Below are 16,811 nucleotides of genomic sequence, written 5' to 3'. Positions count from 1 at the left end.
TTGTGGGTTTGGTTTGTAAAAGATAAGCAAAAATTACTCCGAAAAAAAACAATACTCATTGGGCCAGTTTTACAAAACACTTAAATTCAACATATTACAACGGAATATTTTCTTTACAAGTCTTTTACTTCAGTTTTTCAAGCATTACAAAAGATCCTGCCCCAACTTTGACCTAAACAAAACATTAAACCCCACACTATGAAAACTACTTACATTACACTATCGCTATCTGCAGTTCTTTTGTTAGGAATCTCTTCATGTAAAAAAGGAGAAGTAGCTTCTACAGAGCTTGAAGCCTATGCCAGTGCAGATTCAACAGCAACTATTGTATCAGACAGCATCTCATCAGTGGCTACGATGAAAGTAAAAGACAAGCAGTTCATCAAAACTGCGGATATTAATATGGAGGTAAAAGATGTTTATAATACAACCCTCTCTATCGAAAAATCAGTTCAGGATCTTGGTGGATTTGTAGTTAAGAGTAATCTTCAAAGTAATATCGTTTCGGAAAACACTTATAATACCTCTAATGAAGAAGCGATGCTGATTAAAAAATATCAGACAGAAAATACGATGCAGGTACGTGTTCCCACGGAAAAACTAGGCGAGCTTCTGACCTTGGTTAATAACAATAAACTATTCCTTAATTCCAGATCTGTTAATGCGGAAGATATCACTGCCAGCATTAAATATGCAGAAATGGAAGGTAAGAGAAACCAAAAAACATCTGAAAACATCGGCCAACTGAAAACAGATAAGGATAAAGTAAAGCTTGATGATGAAAACATGGCAGAGGGAAATATCCAAAAGCTGACCAGTATGGATACAACTGATAATCTGAAGTACAGTACCGTTGATATCTACATCAAAGAACCCAAATTACGCATTGCAGAAATCGCCATTACCAATACTAACAGTATTGACAATAAATATAAATTCAATTTTATATACCAGGTGAAAGAAGGTTTTGTATATGGATTTTATCTGATTCAGAATATTATAGTAGCGCTTATCAATATTTGGCCTCTCTTACTCATTGCAGGTATAGGTATTTATTTTTTCAGAAAAAGAAAAACAGCAAAGCATGAGCAGTCAAAAATATCGGAATAAAAAAAACACCTAACCAATTGGTTATCATCATAATTTTAGATTTTACAACCTCCTTTTTTAAGGAGGTTTTTATTTTTTTTCAAAAAAAACTGTAACGATTGCAGCACCACATTTACCTACTGTTTAAAGAATAAGAAATCAAAAAAAATTAATAATATGAAAAATTTAGTAAAACTTGGATTCGCAGCATTATTATCAATGAATACGATGACCGCAAAAGCACAGAAATCAACACCCAACAATGACAACAGCCTGCTATGGGAAGTATCCGGGAATGGTCTCTCCAAACCTTCTTATATTACCGGAACTTTTCATATCTTATGCAGTAAAGATTTTGAAATAAAACCCAAGGTATTGAAAGCTCTTGAGAAATCTGACAATTTTGTCATGGAGATCAATTATACAGATCCTGCTGAAATAAAATCACTACAAAAAATGTATCAGACAGATAAAAAAATATCAGAACAGCTTTCTCCGAATGAAGCCAAAGAACTGAATACAATTCTGGCTGATTATGGGACGGATCTAAAAAGTATAGACTCCTCAAGTCCACAAGCACTTTATGCTCTACTTTCCACTAAAGCAATACCATGTCCCCAGACTGAAATAAAGCTCTATGAAATGGAACTTCTCCAGAAGGCAATAAAAGATAAAAAAACGATCAAAGGTCTTGAAAAGGTAGAGGATCAGTTGAAGAGCATTAATGAAGCTTATAATCTGAGAAGTACAATCACCCAACTAAAAATGGGTAAGGAATATGAAATCCTTTTTAAACAGATGATAGAAGCTTTTAAAAATGAAAATATACACTTACTTTATAGTCTTTTTAAGGATGAAAGATTTATGAATACCCAACAGGAAAAAGCAATGCTCACCAACAGAAATCAAAACTGGGTAAAAGCAATGCCTGAAATAATGAAAAACCAAAGTTCTTTATTTGCCGTGGGTGGATCTCATCTTATGGGTGAAAATGGCATCATCCCTCTTCTGCAGTCAAAAGGTTATACTGTAAAGCCTGTATCAAGTTTATAATCATAACCAAACCATGAAACTATTGTGAGTAATCCAACTGAAACAGCTTTTTTAAAGCTTGTCAACCAGCACAAGGGTATTTTGTACAAAGCCTCACGGATCTACGCAGATTCCACTGAGGACCGGGAAGACCTTCAGCAGGAGATTCTTATCCAGCTATGGAAATCTTACCAAAACTTTAAAGGAAACAGTGAATTCTCAACATGGATGTACCGTGTCGCCATCAATACTTCCATTACTTATTTAAAAAAAGAAAAACAGAGAACCAATACCCATACAGACCCTTCTCATCATTTTGAAGTAGCGCAGGAAGACTACAACCCGGCAAAAGATAGGCAGCTGGAAATTTTTTACAGCGCCGTACAGGAACTCAATTCGTTGGAAAAAGCCGTCATATTTTATTTCATGGAGGGGATGTCTCATAAGGAAATCGGAAGCAATCTGGGACTCAGCGAAGGCAATGCCCGCGTAAAACTTAACAGAACAAAAGAAAAAATACAGCAAATCATAAAAAAATCAGGTTATGAATTTTGATCAATTAAAAGAACAATGGAATAATGAAGACCATAACGTCCAAATTCCAGATACTATAGAAAAGCTAAAAGAAAGCAAACATCCTATTTCAAAAATCCAGAAAAACATGAAAAAGGAATTCCCAATGCAGGTGGTTGCCATCATCCTTATTGGTTTTTTCCCTCTTCAACTGGGATTCCCATCTTCGCAATACATCATCTACTATATATCTTATACGATGATGGTTGTTATATCCTCTTATTACCTTTATGGATTTTATAAGTTTTATAAACAAACTGAACTGTATACAGGCAATACTAAAAACAGCCTTTGGAAGATATACCATGAGCTGAGATTGAATATGGAAAGATACCAGTCTTTCGGGTTTTTGTTACTCCCTCATTTTCTTATCACCATTGGCCTGGAGATCTATAATCTTTTGGAAAAAAAGGGGAAAACCTTGTCTGAACTTACCAATTCCTATCAGCAAGCTTTGATAATAGCCGTATTATTGGGAACACTTTCTATTGTAGTAAGTATTGTTCTATGGACAAAATATATCTATGGACGCAATGCCAATCAGCTGGAAAATATCCTGAATGAAATGGATGAATAATATAAACCCAACCTTTTAATCAGTAAAAAAAACAAAGCCTCGGATCCTATCTGAGGCTTTGTTCTTTAAAAAAATGTTATTTATCATCTTCAAATTTATTTGAGGTTTTATTTTTCCTTAAATTTGCAGATCAGAAATAAAGTCTTATGAATTTTTAAAAATGTTTATTCTCTGAACTCTAATTCCCGAAAAATATGCTATCAAAAATAAATCCTATACAAACTAACAGCTGGAAAGCTCTTGACGAACATTTTGCAGGAAACGATTTTGACCTGAGAAGCCTTTTCCAGTATAATCCGAATCGTTTTTCAGAATTTTCTTTACAAAAGGACAATTATCTTTTTGATTATTCTAAAAACTTAATTGATTCGAGAACAAAAGAACTTCTGTTACAACTGGCCGAAGAATGCCAGTTGAAAGAAGCTATTTCAAAAATGTTCTCTGGTGATAAAATCAACGAGACAGAAGGAAGAGCAGTATTGCATACCGCGTTAAGAGATTTTTCTGACCGCGAAATTCTTGTAGACGGTGAAAACATCAAACCACAGATCAAAAGAGTTCTTGATCACATGAAAGCCTTCTCCGAAAAAATCATATCGGGAGAACACAAAGGTTTCAGTGGAAAAGAGATCACAGATGTCGTGAATATAGGTATTGGAGGTTCAGATTTAGGACCGGTCATGGTATGTTCTGCTTTAAAGCATTTTAAAACCAGACTGGATGTTCATTTTGTATCCAATGTAGATGGCAATCATATCGCAGAGGTAGTTAAGAAATTAAACCCTGAAACCACTTTATTCATCATTGCTTCCAAGACCTTTACGACCCAGGAAACAATGACGAATGCGAACTCAGCAAAAGACTGGTTCCTGAAAGCTGGAAAACAGGAAGATGTAGCAAAACACTTTGTAGCCTTATCTACCAACATCGAGGAAGTTAAAAAATTCGGAATTGCAGAAGAAAATATTTTTGAATTCTGGGATTGGGTAGGCGGAAGATATTCGCTTTGGAGTGCTATCGGATTAAGCATTGTTCTTGCTGTAGGATATGAAAATTTCGAACAGCTGTTAAGAGGTGCTTTTGATACCGACCAACACTTCCAAACTGCAGACTTCTCCGAAAACGTTCCGGTTTTAATGGGACTTTTAGGAATCTGGTACCGTAATTTTTATGCGGCGACCAGCTACGCTATTCTGCCATATTCTCAGTATTTAGACAGGTTTGCAGCTTATCTTCAGCAGGGAGACATGGAAAGCAATGGAAAATGCGTAGACAGAAACGGAGAATTTGTAGAATATGAAACCGGGCCAATTATCTGGGGAGAACCGGGAACAAATGGACAGCATGCATTTTACCAGCTGATCCACCAGGGTACCGAATTGATTCCGGCAGACTTTATAGCTTATGCAAAAAGCGCTAACGAGGTATCTGATCACCAGGAAAAATTGCTGGCCAACTTCTTCGCACAAACAGAAGCCCTTGCTTTTGGTAAAACTGAAGAAGAAGTAGAACAAGAGCTTATCAATGCCGGGAAATCCGATGAGGAAATAGATCGACTGTTGAACTTTAAGGTCTTCCATGGAAACACACCTACTAACTCGATGATATTCAAAGAACTAACCCCATTTTCACTAGGACAGCTTATTGCCATGTATGAGCATAAAATTTTTGTTCAGGGGGTGATCTGGAATATTTTCAGCTTCGATCAGTTTGGAGTGGAATTAGGTAAAGTCTTAGCTAATAAAATCCTTCCGGAACTGGAAAACAATGAGTCAATAGACTCACATGACAGCTCTACCAACGGATTGATTAATTATTATAAAGAAAATAAATAGTCTATAAAAAGAAGATTCCGGAGAAATCATGTAGAGAAAGAAGAGGCTGGTGAATTTCAGGATATCATTGTATTCAATAAAATCTAAATAAAAGTAAAAAAAGTAAAAATGGCAGAAATTCTTGACGGACTTAAAGTATCCAAAGAAATAAAAGCAGAGATCAAGGTTGAAGTAGATAAGATCCTTGAAAGCAAAAGAAGAGCACCCCACTTAGTGGCAATTCTTGTTGGAAACAACGGGGCAAGCAAGGCTTATGTGAATGCTAAAGTAAAAGACTGTGAAGAAGTAGGATTCCAATCCAGCTTGGTTAAATTTCCAAGTACAGTTTCTGAATCTGAATTGCTGGAAAAAATTGACGAACTGAACAAATCTAAAGCAGTAGACGGATTTATCGTTCAGCTACCTTTACCAGATCAAGTGGATCAGGAAAAAATTATCAATGCAATCGACCCAAGAAAAGATGTGGATGGATTCCACCCTGAAAACTTTGGAAAGATGGCTTTGGAAATGGATACTTTCTTACCAGCTACCCCTTTTGGTATCTTAACTTTACTGGAGAGATACAACATTGAAACTAAAGGAAAAGACTGTGTAATTATCGGAAGAAGCAAAATTGTAGGAAGACCAATGAGTATTCTTATGGGAAGAAAAGATTTCCCTGGAAATTCTACAGTTACCCTTACCCACTCTTATACTAAAGATATTGAAGAATATACTAAAAAAGCAGACATTGTAATTACCGCTTTAGGAGATCCCCATTTCTTAAAAGGAGAAATGATCAAAGATGGTGCTGTGATTGTTGACGTAGGAATTACAAGAGTAGATGATGATTCTCCAAAAGGATATTATCTGGCAGGTGATGTAGATTTTGACAGCTGTGCAGCTAAAGCAAGCTGGATCACTCCGGTACCTGGAGGAGTAGGCCCTATGACAAGAGCAATGTTAATGAAAAATACCATCATTGCTTATAAAACTTCGGTCTATAACGACTAATTTTAAAAATGAACAAAGAAGAAGATATTTTATTAAAAGAAGGTAAAATGCTCCCTGTAATGGAGCATTTTTACACTTTACAGGGAGAAGGAGCCCATACGGGAAAAGCCGCCTATTTCATCAGATTGGGAGGTTGTGATGTAGGATGTCACTGGTGTGATGTAAAAGAAAGCTGGGATCCTGAGCTTCATCCTTTGATGAATGCTACAGAGATTGCTGAAACAGCAGCTAAACATTGTAAAACTGTTGTTCTGACAGGAGGAGAACCCCTTATGTGGAACTTAGAGATTCTTACCTCTAAATTAAAAGAATTAGGATGTACTATTCATATTGAAACTTCTGGAGCATATCCTATGAGTGGACATCTGGACTGGATCACTCTTTCCCCGAAGAAAACAGGATTACCAAAAGAAGAGATTTATCAAAAGGCTCATGAGCTTAAAGTCATCATTTTCAATAACAACGACTTTAAATTTGCTGAAGAACAGGCTGCAAAAGTTTCTGACAAGTGTAGGCTATACCTTCAAAGCGAATGGAGTAAGAGAAATGACATGTATCCAAAGATTACGGATTTCATTCTGGAACATCCGGAATGGCAGGCCTCTGTTCAGACCCATAAATACCTGAATATCCCATAAAAATACGTAAATTAGCTAGTCGTATTTTTTAAAAACTGATAGATGCAGAGAATTCGATACTCTAGATACCTGAAATCGATTATTATTTTGCTTGACCTAATGGTTATTGCATCTATCTTCATATTTTTTTTTATAAGCAGAAACGAAAGTTTAAAATACCATAAGGAAACCTGGTATCAAAATATTTTTTCTTTGATTTTGTTATTTTTGTTCTGGGTACTTTTAAGTGGTAGGACAAAAATTTACAATATTCCAAGGAATCTGACCTATACCCTTTTCCTTGAACGCCTTTTTATCCATTTCCTCTTTTTTATACTGGGAGTTCTGCTTATTGGAAAAGTAAGTAAAAATGTTTTTTTCAATTCTGATATTTACTGGCTTTCGTTTTACCTTTTGGCTTTTATTTTTCTGGCAAAATCTATCATTTATTTTACCATTAAGTATTTCCGTTCACTGGGGATCAATTATAGGAATGTAATGTTCCTGGGAAATAACGATTCTACGGGAATCCTTAAAAATATTTTTGAAGCCAGAAAAGATTATGGATACCGGATATTTGAATATGAATATGCAGATATAAATACGGATAAATTAGTTAGTTTTTGGAAAAAAAATGGGATACATACCCTATTTTTATCCACAGAAAATTCATTTAACGAAAATACTGAAACAAAAATTTTTAAGCTGGCAGAAGATCATAAGGTGCATATCTCGCTAATTCCGAGTATAACACAAAGTGATTTTTTCCTTTATGATCTTGGATATATCCAGACCCAACCCGTTCTTAACCAGGCAAGATATCCATTAGATTATTACTCTAATTTTCTGGTGAAAAGAACTTTTGATATTGTTTTTTCCATTATAATATTAGTTTTCATCTGCTCCTGGGCATTCCCTATTATTGCTGTTTTAATTAAAGCCAGCTCTAAAGGGCCGGTTTTCTTCCTGCAAAAGAGGTATGGCTTCCACGAAGAAGTCTTCAACTGTTTAAAGTTCAGAACCATGGTTCCCAATGATGAGTCTGCTACCAGTACGACCAGGGAAAATGATTCAAGAATTACGAAAGTCGGGAAGTTCCTGAGAAAAACCAGTATGGATGAGCTTCCTCAGTTTATCAATGTACTGAAAGGAGAAATGTCTGTCGTAGGTCCACGCCCTCATATGCTGGCCGTAGATAATTATTATAAGCCGAAAATCGGAAGATATAGCTTAAGAAGTATGGCCAATCCAGGGATTACTGGTCTTGCACAGGTAAGTGGTTTGCGGGGTGATTTTGGAGATGTGGAAGTAGAAATGAAAAAGCGGGTTCTGGCAGATGCCTTCTATGTAAGAAACTGGAGTTTCGTATTGGATATGGTTATTATTTTAAAAACAGTTTTATTGGTTATAGGTGGAGATAAAAACGCAAAATAAGGTGTAAAGCAATAGAAAAAAAATTCAATTTTAACACTTATCTGGGTTCCTGTCTTGGTATCAACCTTAGCCCAATTCAATAAAAAAGTCTAATTTAGCGCTATGTTAAAAAAGTTTTTCACAGCAGTAGGGGAATACATGATTCTACTGGGAAAATCCTTACAGAAACCTCAGAAAATGAAGGTTTTCTGGAAGCTGTTCATGAGAGAAATTAATGATTTAGGGGTCAATTCTTTTGGCCTTGTTATCTTCACTTCTATATTCGTAGGGGCAGTAGTTGCCATTCAGATGTTCAACAATTTTGATGCATCGTCGTTTCCTATTCCTCCTTCATTTGTAGGATATGCCACAAAAGCAGTACTTGTTTTAGAGTTTGCTCCTACAATTATCAGTTTAATTCTGGCCGGTAAAGTAGGCTCTTATATTGCTTCTAGTATTGGAACAATGAGAGTTTCCGAGCAGATAGATGCATTAGACATTATGGGAGTTAACTCACCTAATTTTTTGATTTTTCCTAAAATTATTGCCTGTATGCTTTTTAACCCTCTGCTTATCGCCATCAGTATCGTATTTGGTATCGGCGGCGGATATATTGCAGGGATCTTAACAGGAAACTGGACAGAAAACGATTATATTGTAGGAATTCAAATGTATATGCCTAATCTCTTTATATATTATGCATTTAGCAAAACTATCGTTTTTGCTTTCATCATTGCTACCGTTCCTTCTTATTTCGGATATAATGTAAAAGGTGGGTCTCTGGAAGTTGGTAGAGCCAGCACACAGGCTGTGGTATGGACAATGGTATTCATTATCATTTCGGAATTAATTTTAACCCAATTAATATTAAGCTAATGATTGAGGTAAAAGATCTTAAGAAAAGTTTTGGAGATGTTGAAGTACTTAAGGGAATTTCAACTTCATTTGATAAAGGAAAGGTAAATCTGATCATTGGACAAAGTGGTTCCGGGAAAACGGTTTTTCTTAAAAGTCTATTGAATGTTTATATGCCGTCATCCGGAGAAATCTTATTCGACGGAAGGAATGTCAATACAATGACAAGAGACGAAAAACAACATCTTCGTTCAGAAATTGGAACGGTATTCCAGGGAAGTGCCCTATTTGATTCTTTAACTGTGGAAGAAAATATTATGTTTCCACTGGATATGTTTACCAATCTTACCTATAGAGAGAAAAAGAAAAGGGTTTTCGAGGTAATAGGCAGAGTTCACCTTGACAAAGCTGATAAAAAATATCCATCTGAAATCTCGGGGGGAATGCAGAAAAGGGTAGCCATTGCAAGAGCCATTGTAAACAATCCTAAATATTTATTCTGTGACGAACCCAATTCAGGGTTAGATCCATATACTTCCAAAATCATTGATGATCTTCTCTATGAAATCACCAAGGAATATAACACAACTACGATCATCAATACACACGATATGAACTCTGTAATGACGATTGGTGAGAAAATTGTATATCTGAGATTAGGAATCAAAGAGTGGGAAGGAAATAAAGATATCCTGATCACTGCGGGCAATAAAAATCTGATCGATTTCGTTTATTCTTCAGAACTGTTTAAAGAGCTGCGAGAATATTTGCTTGAAAATAATAAAACAATTGAAAATACAAATACAAAAATAGACGATAATGAAAAAGGCACTTAGTATAGCATTAATAGGGTTTTCAATGTGGGCTTCAGCACAGATCTCACTGGCAGGTAAAGCCAATTTAATATTTCCTACAGGCTCTCCTTCATGGTCAAACATCAAAGGAACTGTGAATGATGCTATTGAAGGAACAGGAAAAAATAATGTAGGTTTCAATGTAGGGCTTTCCCTAAAAGTAGGTCTTCCTACTTCATTGTTTGTAATGCCTGAAATCTATTATACTCACTTCAAAAATGAGTTCACGACAGAGAATACAACTTTTGATGTAAAAAGCAACCGTATAGACGTTCCGGTTCTTTTAGGATATAATCTTTTAGGAAATATGCTGGGTGTATTTGTAGGTCCGGTAGGAAGCTTTAATTTGAGCAAGGATAATACTTACAATGACTTCAAAGAAAATTCTAAAAACGATTTTACAGTAGGATACCAGTTTGGAGCACAGCTTGAAATTAAAAAGCTGATTGTCAATGCAAGATATGAAGGAGCATTCAGTAAGGATGAAAGAAACTTTATCAATAAGGTTTCAGGATCTGAGATCAGATATGACAACAGACCTAACTTATTTATGGTAGGTTTAGGATATAAGTTTTAATCAACTATCGAAAATAACAACTTTAAGTCCTCAAATTTTATATTTGAGGATTTTTATTTTGACTTTCTTCAAGCTCTGCCTGTCTTTTAGCAATCTCAGCAGCCTGTTTTTCCAGGTCTTCTTTATCCTTTTGTAACTGCTTGAATTCTTTTTTCTTTTGTTCTGCCTTTATAGCACTTCCTTTACTTACATAGCCTACCATTCCTCCAATAATTAATCCTATTCCTACTCCTGCCATCATCCCCATAATATGAGAAATTTTAATCTGCTCTACAGCAAAATCAGTAGTTAAATAAAAAAGTAAAGCGGAAACAGCTAACAGTATAAGTCCGGTAATTGATAAACTCTTCATAATATTGTGTTTGGGTGGTTAATTAAAAAAGCCTTACCAAATTTACTAAAAATTTAATAAGGCTTACTCAAGATTAAAATTCTATACGATTATATTTTCCCGCCAGCAGCCTTATAATATTCTAAAGCTTTAGGAAGGTCCTTATTAATATCTGAAATTCTGGTTTCCGGATTCGGGTGGGTAGACAGGAATTCCGGCTGTCTGTTTCCTGAAGATGCAGCTTCCATTCTATTCCAGAAAGGGATCGCAGCTCTAGGATCATATCCTGCCATAGACATCAGATAAAGTCCCATTTCATCGGCTTCAGACTCTTGTCCTCTTCCGTATTTCAATAAAGCAACCTGAGATCCGATAGGATATACCTTTTGAAAAACACCTGCCCATTGTGCATTTGAAATAGTTCCTCCTAAAATAGCTCCTCCGTATTGTGCTACCATTGCCTGAGAAATTCTTTCATTTCCGTGTCCTGCCAATGCATGGGAAACTTCATGTCCCATTACTACAGCAAGTCCGTTATCATCTTTCGTTACCGGCAAAATCCCTGTGTAAACAGCTACTTTACCTCCTGGCATACACCATGCATTCAACTCACTACTCTGTAAAAGATTAAATTCCCAGTTGTAGCTGGAAAGATCTGCCGATCTTCCAATGCTCTGATAATATCTTTCTGCTGCGTTTTTAATTCTACTTCCAACATTTGCCACTCTCTTTGCATCTGCCGTACCGGTAATCACTTTACCTTTAGACAATGTCGTTCTGTATTCCTGCGCAGACATTGTTAAAATTTCCGAGTTGTTGGCCAACTGTAACGATGATCTCCCGGTAATCGGGTTCGTAGTACAGGCAACAGCCGACAGAGCAATAGCTCCTATTCCAAATAGATGTGTAACTTTCATAGTTTGAGTGTTAATAATTCAACCTTAACAATTTTTATTCCAAAACAGTATGAAAAAAATATATTTGCATACATTTTGCTATTTAAAATTAATAATTTAATTCGATCATGAAAAAGTTTATTTCTTTCTTATTTGCTTTTGGATTGTTGTTCTTTTTTCAGAACTGCGCTTCTCAAGGTTCAGTAGATCCAAAAACAGTAGAAGCTTTAGTGGATTCACAGGAGTTTACATTCTATGCACAAAGGGCAAATCCTACAAACTATGATGTGATCAACGTGATGAATTCAATGCCGAATTCCACAGCTACAAGAGTACTGAATCTGAATGGGGATTACACGATTGATCTCAGTAAAAATAACATGGTTGTCGTTCTTCCTTATTTTGGAAGAGCATTTAGCCCTAATTACGGAAATCCCGATCAGAATAGTTACAGATTTACATCAAAAGATTTTACCGTAAATAAATCACAAACTAAAAAAGGAAAATGGATTCTCAAGATCAGGCCTAATGATGTAAGTAACGTTAGTGACATCAATATTGAGATCTTCAAAAATGGTAAAGCATTTGTTTCAATAGGAAGCAGTGACAGACAGCCTATTACCTATGATGGATATATTGGAAAAACTGAAATAAAAAAAGATAAGGAAAACTAATCCTTATTTTCTTTAGATTTAGATAGAAACATTTCAACAAATAATTTTGCTTCAGTGCTTGGGCTTGAAACCATCTCTGAAGCATTTTTTTTGTGCATCAAATAAGCTTCTTCCATGGATTCACTTTTTTTCATCAAGGCTAGAATATATTCCTGAACCCAATATTCAAACCTTTTTTCGGCCTGTAGAATTCGGATTTCTTCAAACCGACCACTTTTTTTCTTCAGCTCAATAAATTCAGTAATCGTATCATATATTTCTTTCAAGCCTTCATTATGCAAGGCAGATCCCAATAAAACGGGGATTTTCCATCCTTTTTCTTTAGGAGGAATAAAATCTAACGCTCTTTTTAATTCTAATCTTGTGTTTTTGGCTTTCTGAAAATTATCCTGATCTACTTTATTGATAAAGATTAGATCTACCATTTCCATGATTCCACGTTTTATTCCCTGAAGTTCATCTCCGCCGCCGATAATTTTAAGAAATAAAAAAACGTCTGTAATATCTGCAACCAATACTTCCGACTGTCCTACTCCAACAGTTTCAATGAGTATATAATCATAACCTGCAGCTTCGCAGATCATCATGGTTTCAAAAGTTGTATTGGCAACTCCTCCTAAGAACCCAGAGCTTGGGGAGGGGCGAATGAAAGCATTTTCTTCCTTGGCAAGTTCTTCCATCCTGGTTTTATCTCCCAAAATACTTCCTTTATTGATAGAAGAGCTGGGATCAATGGCTAAAACAGCAACTTTTTGACCCTGGGCAATAGCCAGTCTTCCGAAATTTTCAATGAAAGTAGATTTCCCTGCACCGGGTACTCCTGTAACGCCTACTCTGACAGATTTTCCTGTAAGGGGCATTATTTTTTTCAGAAGTTCTTCTGCCTGCATCCTGTGCTCTGCCTTTTTACTTTCAACCAATGTAATAGCTTTTGCAATCAGGCGCTTGTTTCCTGATTGTATTCCTTCTATTAAGTCTTCTGTAGAAAATTTCATTGGTTCAAAAATAATTAATTAAATGGGAATGACCAATAATTAATGGGGAATGATGAACCAGATATGGGTGACCATTTGAGCAAAATCTATTTCCTAATATGTTTTTAATTTTTATTTCTTCTAAATTAAAACTACAACGCCTCGTATCAATGGCTTAGAGAATTTGTTACATTTGTTATCTATCAAAAAATAAGAAACATGAAAAAACTCATCGCTGTAGCGTCATTTACTTTCATTTTATTGGTTTCCTGTACACCAAAAGCATCTACATCTGCTGTGGGATCTTCAACCTCAACGGCAGAACAAATTGCTCAGGGAAAAACAATTTTTGAAAATTCATGTGCAAAGTGTCATAAATTACCTGATCCTACCTCTCACAATCCTGTACAATGGGTAGGAATTATGAATTCTATGGCTCCAAAAGCAAAATTAAACGATGAACAGCACCAATGGGTTTATGATTATATCATTTCTGTGAAAAAATAACACCAAATACCAATAGCTTTATGAAAAAACTTATCTTAACCGGCATCGCAGCATCAGCATTTCTGGTATCCTGCGGACCAAAAAGTGTGGCTGTAACAGGGCCAAAGTATACCTCATCTGAGCAGTTGGCACAGGGAAAAACAATTTTTGAAAACTCCTGTGCAAAATGTCATAAGCTGCCAGAACCTACCAAGCATGACGACAAGGGATGGATCAACACTTTAAGCAGAATGGCACCAAAGGCTAAACTGACTGATGACCAGCATCAAATGGTGTATGACTATCTGATTTCTGTAAATAAAAAATGATTTGACACTTCATTTAATGAGGTGGTTAAGAAAAAGCATAAAAAAGGTCGTTTTCACTAGTTGTAAAAAGACCTTTTTTATCAGTGTAGAAAGAAAACTTTTATCTTACAATAAGTTTTTCAGTCTGAAATTTGTCTCCCTGTTGGATATGAACCATATATACTCCTTTCGGGAAACCTTTTGTAGAAAAAGCTTTCTTTGATGCCGGTTCTCTGGAGTCAGAAAATACCAGTTTTCCGGACATATCAAACATTCTGATCTTAACTTCTTTAGATGACCTATCTATATTTCCTACAAAGAACTCATCATATGTAGGATTAGGAAAGATGATAAATTTAGTCTCTGTCATTTTTATATCCTGAGTTGACAGCGTATTACATTCTGACGGTACAGTAAAATCTTCTACCTGATCATTTGCCACAGTTTTAACTCCGGCAGAGGCATTCACTCCTAAGCCTCTTTTTGCAAATACATTCCAGATCATGCATTTATCTGCTCCTGCATTTCCTACGGCATCTGCCTGAAGAATAGCATCCCTTCCCTCAATGAAAGAAGGATTACAAACCTGAAGCTTAAGTCCATCCACTACAATTTGCAAAGCCCGAGCATTCCCTGAAGTCGCACTGGCCATTACATCACTATTATATCCATATTTTTCAATATATTTCCAGGTAAGATCCCAGAGCATGGTTGCCCAGATAAATCCTACCCCATGAGGAATAACTGCTGTATTTGTTTTTGCATAGGTATAATCATTTACTGAAAAATCCGGAGAATATTTTGCAGGTCTGATTCCGCCTCCATTTGTTGGTTGATTCATAACATAGGTTCCCATTCCTCTTGCCAATGCAGATGTATCACCCGGTCTTGTTGTTAACATTAAAGCAAAATAATCTGACCATCCTTCTCCCATCTGCTCTCTGGAAATACTTCCCCTAAGACACCCATATCCATCCCCTGTTAATCGATTAGATATCCCATGTCCGTATTCATGTGAAATAATTCCGTTATCTAAACTTGAATGTTTAGCTCCACTATAATCATTGCTTAAAGTTGTATTAATTATTGTTCCGGCTATAATCTGCCCCAGCAGATACTCTCCTTCTGTTTTTCCAATATTAATAGAAGGAATAGTCACCTGGTCTATGTAGGAACCACTTCCTGTTATACTAATACCGGCAGGAGTATTAGATGTTGGATTGTATATAATTACGCCTGTAGCTCCGGCTTCCTGAGAGTTAAATACTTTTAGGTCATAGTCACAACCTCCATTCTTTACTAAGGCGATTTTTCCTGCTAAACTTCCAACTGTCATAGCTACGCAAGAATTATCGGATGAAGGAAGAGCCAGATCAGCCGTCACAGACTGAAATGTATCACCAAAACCATTCGTAGCAAATACTTTAGGTCTCCCGGTCATACTTGCAGGAGAATTATACTGATATCTTGAAATAGGATCAGCAGCGGTTTCATTTCTTTCAAAAAGAAACATTTGCATTCTTGGTGCCTCTAAATAAGTCTGTCCATTAATAACTTGCTCACGTCCCGGATCAAAATTAGCATTATCAAGTCCGCTTCCATCAAAAGCTTCAGCATTTACAGCATCTCCTCCAATACCCCCTTTATTGAAATTATTGATTTGATAATTTCTTGCCGTTTCAGTAAATCCGAACTTATAGAAAATATCATGCATTTTATTATTCATATAAAACAGGCTCGTAATAGCCGCATCCCTATATGTAAAAGGGTTTTCATATCTACCATCGGCAAAAGGAAAGTCAAAATTGAGAGTACTGCCCCCATCCGGAGAATACCCAGCTGTATCAGTATTGTTCTGATCAGAATATGCATATACATTATTACCTCTTGTATTAGTATAGTTGTTTGTTCCATCTGAGTGCCAACCTTCAGGAGACAATGTCAAATCCCATGGATTATTAATAATTGAACGGGAGCCAAATGTGGGAGCCTCTATAGGAAGTGGGAAAACATTATAAGAGGCATTTCCAGGTATCAATATCTTTTGAGTTCGTGGCTGAATGTTTTTTACCGGATAAAGCCCGGAATAAGGAATAAATAGACTTTCATCTCTTTTATCTGGATGAGAATGATTTTGAAAATTACAACTAAGTACAGTATTTTCCTTACTTAATATTTCTCCTGTTGCAGCATCGGCAATCACGTGCCAGACAGCAGAAGATTTCTTATCAGAAACAAAAATTTCCTTTGAAATAACATAGACTCCATTTTTTTCAAAGTATACATCGGGTAGATAATCTACTTTGTAAATTTTCTCTAATCCAAGCTTCTGTTGTAACATTTCTTCCTTGAACCTCTCCTTTACTTTACCCTGTTTAGCTACAACCAGGTTTATGCTGAAATCATTTTTTTCAGAGATAATTTTACCATCCTTAATGATAACTTTCCCCAAGGCATTATAAACTCTCAGCCCATTATAGGTTTGCTGTACATTTACAATATTGACCCCTAAACTTTTGGAAATATCTTCATTTAATATAATAACTCCAATCTTCTCCTGGCTGGAGCTCTTTTGAGCCAACTGCCCACTCTTCTGATAATAGTCCTGAATTTGTTTTGTAGAGTTTTGAGCGTATATACTATCAAAAGCAAAAAAAACGGCCATTGAAATCGGCAGCAAAAATAGTTTTTTATTCATGTTTTTGTTTTTAAAACATCAAATCTAAA

At 35.9% G+C, this 16,811-nt stretch carries 18 protein-coding genes; 14 read left to right on the top strand and 4 right to left on the bottom strand.

The features are described 5' to 3' along the window. Positions 1 to 198 precede the first annotated feature (198 nt). The 11 genes from B8967_RS18230 (at position 199) to B8967_RS18180 (ending at position 10,415) form a co-directional block, all read left to right on the top strand. Positions 199 to 1,110 carry a DUF4349 domain-containing protein gene (locus tag B8967_RS18230; protein WP_084087018.1) on the top strand — a complete coding sequence of 304 codons (912 nt, stop codon included), beginning with the start codon at positions 199 to 201 and terminating at the stop codon, positions 1,108 to 1,110. A gap of 156 nt (positions 1,111 to 1,266) precedes the next feature. Next, a complete protein-coding gene (locus tag B8967_RS18225) occupies positions 1,267 to 2,142 on the top strand; it encodes a TraB/GumN family protein (RefSeq protein ID WP_084087016.1) in 876 nt (291 codons plus the stop codon). 99 nt (positions 2,143 to 2,241) lie between these two features. Continuing rightward, entirely contained in the window at positions 2,242 to 2,676 is a 435-nt protein-coding gene (locus B8967_RS18220; RefSeq protein WP_374709626.1) for an RNA polymerase sigma factor, read from the top strand. Beyond that, positions 2,666 to 3,271, top strand: coding sequence for a hypothetical protein (locus tag B8967_RS18215; protein ID WP_084087012.1), 606 nt, complete (start codon positions 2,666 to 2,668; stop codon positions 3,269 to 3,271). Before B8967_RS18220 ends, B8967_RS18215 begins: the two co-directional genes overlap by 11 nt. Positions 3,272 to 3,465: 194 nt before the next feature. After that, on the top strand, positions 3,466 to 5,106 hold the full coding sequence (pgi, locus tag B8967_RS18210; RefSeq protein ID WP_084087010.1) for a glucose-6-phosphate isomerase: 1,641 nt from the start codon (positions 3,466 to 3,468) through the stop codon (positions 5,104 to 5,106). 108 nt (positions 5,107 to 5,214) lie between these two features. Next, entirely contained in the window at positions 5,215 to 6,099 is an 885-nt protein-coding gene (locus B8967_RS18205; protein ID WP_047491792.1) for a bifunctional 5,10-methylenetetrahydrofolate dehydrogenase/5,10-methenyltetrahydrofolate cyclohydrolase, read from the top strand. 8 nt (positions 6,100 to 6,107) lie between these two features. Next, positions 6,108 to 6,737 (top strand): 7-carboxy-7-deazaguanine synthase QueE, encoded by a 630-nt coding sequence (locus tag B8967_RS18200; protein ID WP_047491795.1) that lies wholly within the window; start codon positions 6,108 to 6,110, stop codon positions 6,735 to 6,737. Between the two features lie 42 nt (positions 6,738 to 6,779). Further along, positions 6,780 to 8,150, top strand: a complete 1,371-nt coding sequence (locus tag B8967_RS18195) for an exopolysaccharide biosynthesis polyprenyl glycosylphosphotransferase (protein ID WP_084087008.1) — start codon at positions 6,780 to 6,782, stop codon at positions 8,148 to 8,150. Between the two features lie 102 nt (positions 8,151 to 8,252). Continuing rightward, positions 8,253 to 9,005 (top strand): MlaE family ABC transporter permease, encoded by a 753-nt coding sequence (locus B8967_RS18190; protein WP_047491802.1) that lies wholly within the window; start codon positions 8,253 to 8,255, stop codon positions 9,003 to 9,005. Further along, the gene (locus B8967_RS18185; RefSeq protein WP_084087006.1) at positions 9,005 to 9,820 is read left to right on the top strand and encodes an ABC transporter ATP-binding protein; all 816 of its coding nucleotides are present in this window, start codon (positions 9,005 to 9,007) and stop codon (positions 9,818 to 9,820) included. The genes B8967_RS18190 and B8967_RS18185 overlap by 1 nt, the downstream gene beginning before the upstream one ends. After that, positions 9,804 to 10,415, top strand: coding sequence for an outer membrane beta-barrel protein (locus B8967_RS18180; RefSeq protein ID WP_052188686.1), 612 nt, complete (start codon positions 9,804 to 9,806; stop codon positions 10,413 to 10,415). The genes B8967_RS18185 and B8967_RS18180 overlap by 17 nt, the downstream gene beginning before the upstream one ends. A gap of 37 nt (positions 10,416 to 10,452) precedes the next feature. Here B8967_RS18180 and B8967_RS18175 read toward each other — a convergent pair whose 3' ends face one another. Beyond that, complete coding sequence (locus tag B8967_RS18175) at positions 10,453 to 10,767, bottom strand: hypothetical protein (RefSeq protein ID WP_047491808.1); 315 nt, start codon at positions 10,765 to 10,767, stop codon at positions 10,453 to 10,455. Positions 10,768 to 10,856: 89 nt separating this feature from the next. Further along, the gene (locus B8967_RS18170) at positions 10,857 to 11,663 is read right to left on the bottom strand and encodes a M48 family metallopeptidase (RefSeq protein ID WP_084087004.1); all 807 of its coding nucleotides are present in this window, start codon (positions 11,661 to 11,663) and stop codon (positions 10,857 to 10,859) included. A gap of 107 nt (positions 11,664 to 11,770) precedes the next feature. On the opposite strand from B8967_RS18170, the gene B8967_RS18165 reads away from it, so the two are divergent. After that, positions 11,771 to 12,316, top strand: coding sequence for a DUF4251 domain-containing protein (locus B8967_RS18165; RefSeq protein WP_084087002.1), 546 nt, complete (start codon positions 11,771 to 11,773; stop codon positions 12,314 to 12,316). Here B8967_RS18165 and meaB read toward each other — a convergent pair. Then, positions 12,313 to 13,311, bottom strand: coding sequence for a methylmalonyl Co-A mutase-associated GTPase MeaB (gene meaB / locus B8967_RS18160; protein ID WP_047491817.1), 999 nt, complete (start codon positions 13,309 to 13,311; stop codon positions 12,313 to 12,315). The two genes, B8967_RS18165 and meaB, sit on opposite strands and share 4 nt — an antisense overlap. Positions 13,312 to 13,509: 198 nt before the next feature. Between meaB and B8967_RS18155 the strand changes: the two genes are divergently transcribed. Continuing rightward, on the top strand, positions 13,510 to 13,797 hold the full coding sequence (locus B8967_RS18155) for a c-type cytochrome (RefSeq protein ID WP_084087000.1): 288 nt from the start codon (positions 13,510 to 13,512) through the stop codon (positions 13,795 to 13,797). Positions 13,798 to 13,817: 20 nt separating this feature from the next. Further along, positions 13,818 to 14,105, top strand: coding sequence for a c-type cytochrome (locus tag B8967_RS18150; RefSeq protein WP_047491822.1), 288 nt, complete (start codon positions 13,818 to 13,820; stop codon positions 14,103 to 14,105). A gap of 100 nt (positions 14,106 to 14,205) precedes the next feature. Here the strand turns inward: B8967_RS18150 and B8967_RS18145 are convergent, their stop codons facing one another. Beyond that, complete coding sequence (locus B8967_RS18145) at positions 14,206 to 16,782, bottom strand: T9SS-dependent M36 family metallopeptidase (protein WP_084086999.1); 2,577 nt, start codon at positions 16,780 to 16,782, stop codon at positions 14,206 to 14,208. Positions 16,783 to 16,811: the final 29 nt, after the last annotated feature.

Source organism: Chryseobacterium sp. YR221 (assembly GCF_900176315.1).
Lineage (GTDB): Bacteria > Bacteroidota > Bacteroidia > Flavobacteriales > Weeksellaceae > Chryseobacterium > Chryseobacterium rhizosphaerae.
The sequence above is the reverse complement of the archived record's forward strand: the minus strand, read 5'-3'. Positions and strand labels throughout refer to the sequence as shown.

Coding starts and splice junctions, on each gene's coding strand:
- B8967_RS18230 (WP_084087018.1), top strand. CDS start 199: ATGAAAACTACTTACATTACACTATCGCTATCTGCAGTTCTTTTGTTA.
- B8967_RS18225 (WP_084087016.1), top strand. CDS start 1,267: ATGAAAAATTTAGTAAAACTTGGATTCGCAGCATTATTATCAATGAAT.
- B8967_RS18215 (WP_084087012.1), top strand. CDS start 2,666: ATGAATTTTGATCAATTAAAAGAACAATGGAATAATGAAGACCATAAC.
- pgi (WP_084087010.1), top strand. CDS start 3,466: ATGCTATCAAAAATAAATCCTATACAAACTAACAGCTGGAAAGCTCTT.
- B8967_RS18205 (WP_047491792.1), top strand. CDS start 5,215: ATGGCAGAAATTCTTGACGGACTTAAAGTATCCAAAGAAATAAAAGCA.
- B8967_RS18200 (WP_047491795.1), top strand. CDS start 6,108: ATGAACAAAGAAGAAGATATTTTATTAAAAGAAGGTAAAATGCTCCCT.
- B8967_RS18195 (WP_084087008.1), top strand. CDS start 6,780: ATGCAGAGAATTCGATACTCTAGATACCTGAAATCGATTATTATTTTG.
- B8967_RS18190 (WP_047491802.1), top strand. CDS start 8,253: ATGTTAAAAAAGTTTTTCACAGCAGTAGGGGAATACATGATTCTACTG.
- B8967_RS18185 (WP_084087006.1), top strand. CDS start 9,005: ATGATTGAGGTAAAAGATCTTAAGAAAAGTTTTGGAGATGTTGAAGTA.
- B8967_RS18180 (WP_052188686.1), top strand. CDS start 9,804: ATGAAAAAGGCACTTAGTATAGCATTAATAGGGTTTTCAATGTGGGCT.
- B8967_RS18175 (WP_047491808.1), bottom strand. CDS start 10,767: ATGAAGAGTTTATCAATTACCGGACTTATACTGTTAGCTGTTTCCGCT.
- B8967_RS18170 (WP_084087004.1), bottom strand. CDS start 11,663: ATGAAAGTTACACATCTATTTGGAATAGGAGCTATTGCTCTGTCGGCT.
- B8967_RS18165 (WP_084087002.1), top strand. CDS start 11,771: ATGAAAAAGTTTATTTCTTTCTTATTTGCTTTTGGATTGTTGTTCTTT.
- meaB (WP_047491817.1), bottom strand. CDS start 13,311: ATGAAATTTTCTACAGAAGACTTAATAGAAGGAATACAATCAGGAAAC.
- B8967_RS18155 (WP_084087000.1), top strand. CDS start 13,510: ATGAAAAAACTCATCGCTGTAGCGTCATTTACTTTCATTTTATTGGTT.
- B8967_RS18150 (WP_047491822.1), top strand. CDS start 13,818: ATGAAAAAACTTATCTTAACCGGCATCGCAGCATCAGCATTTCTGGTA.
- B8967_RS18145 (WP_084086999.1), bottom strand. CDS start 16,782: ATGAATAAAAAACTATTTTTGCTGCCGATTTCAATGGCCGTTTTTTTT.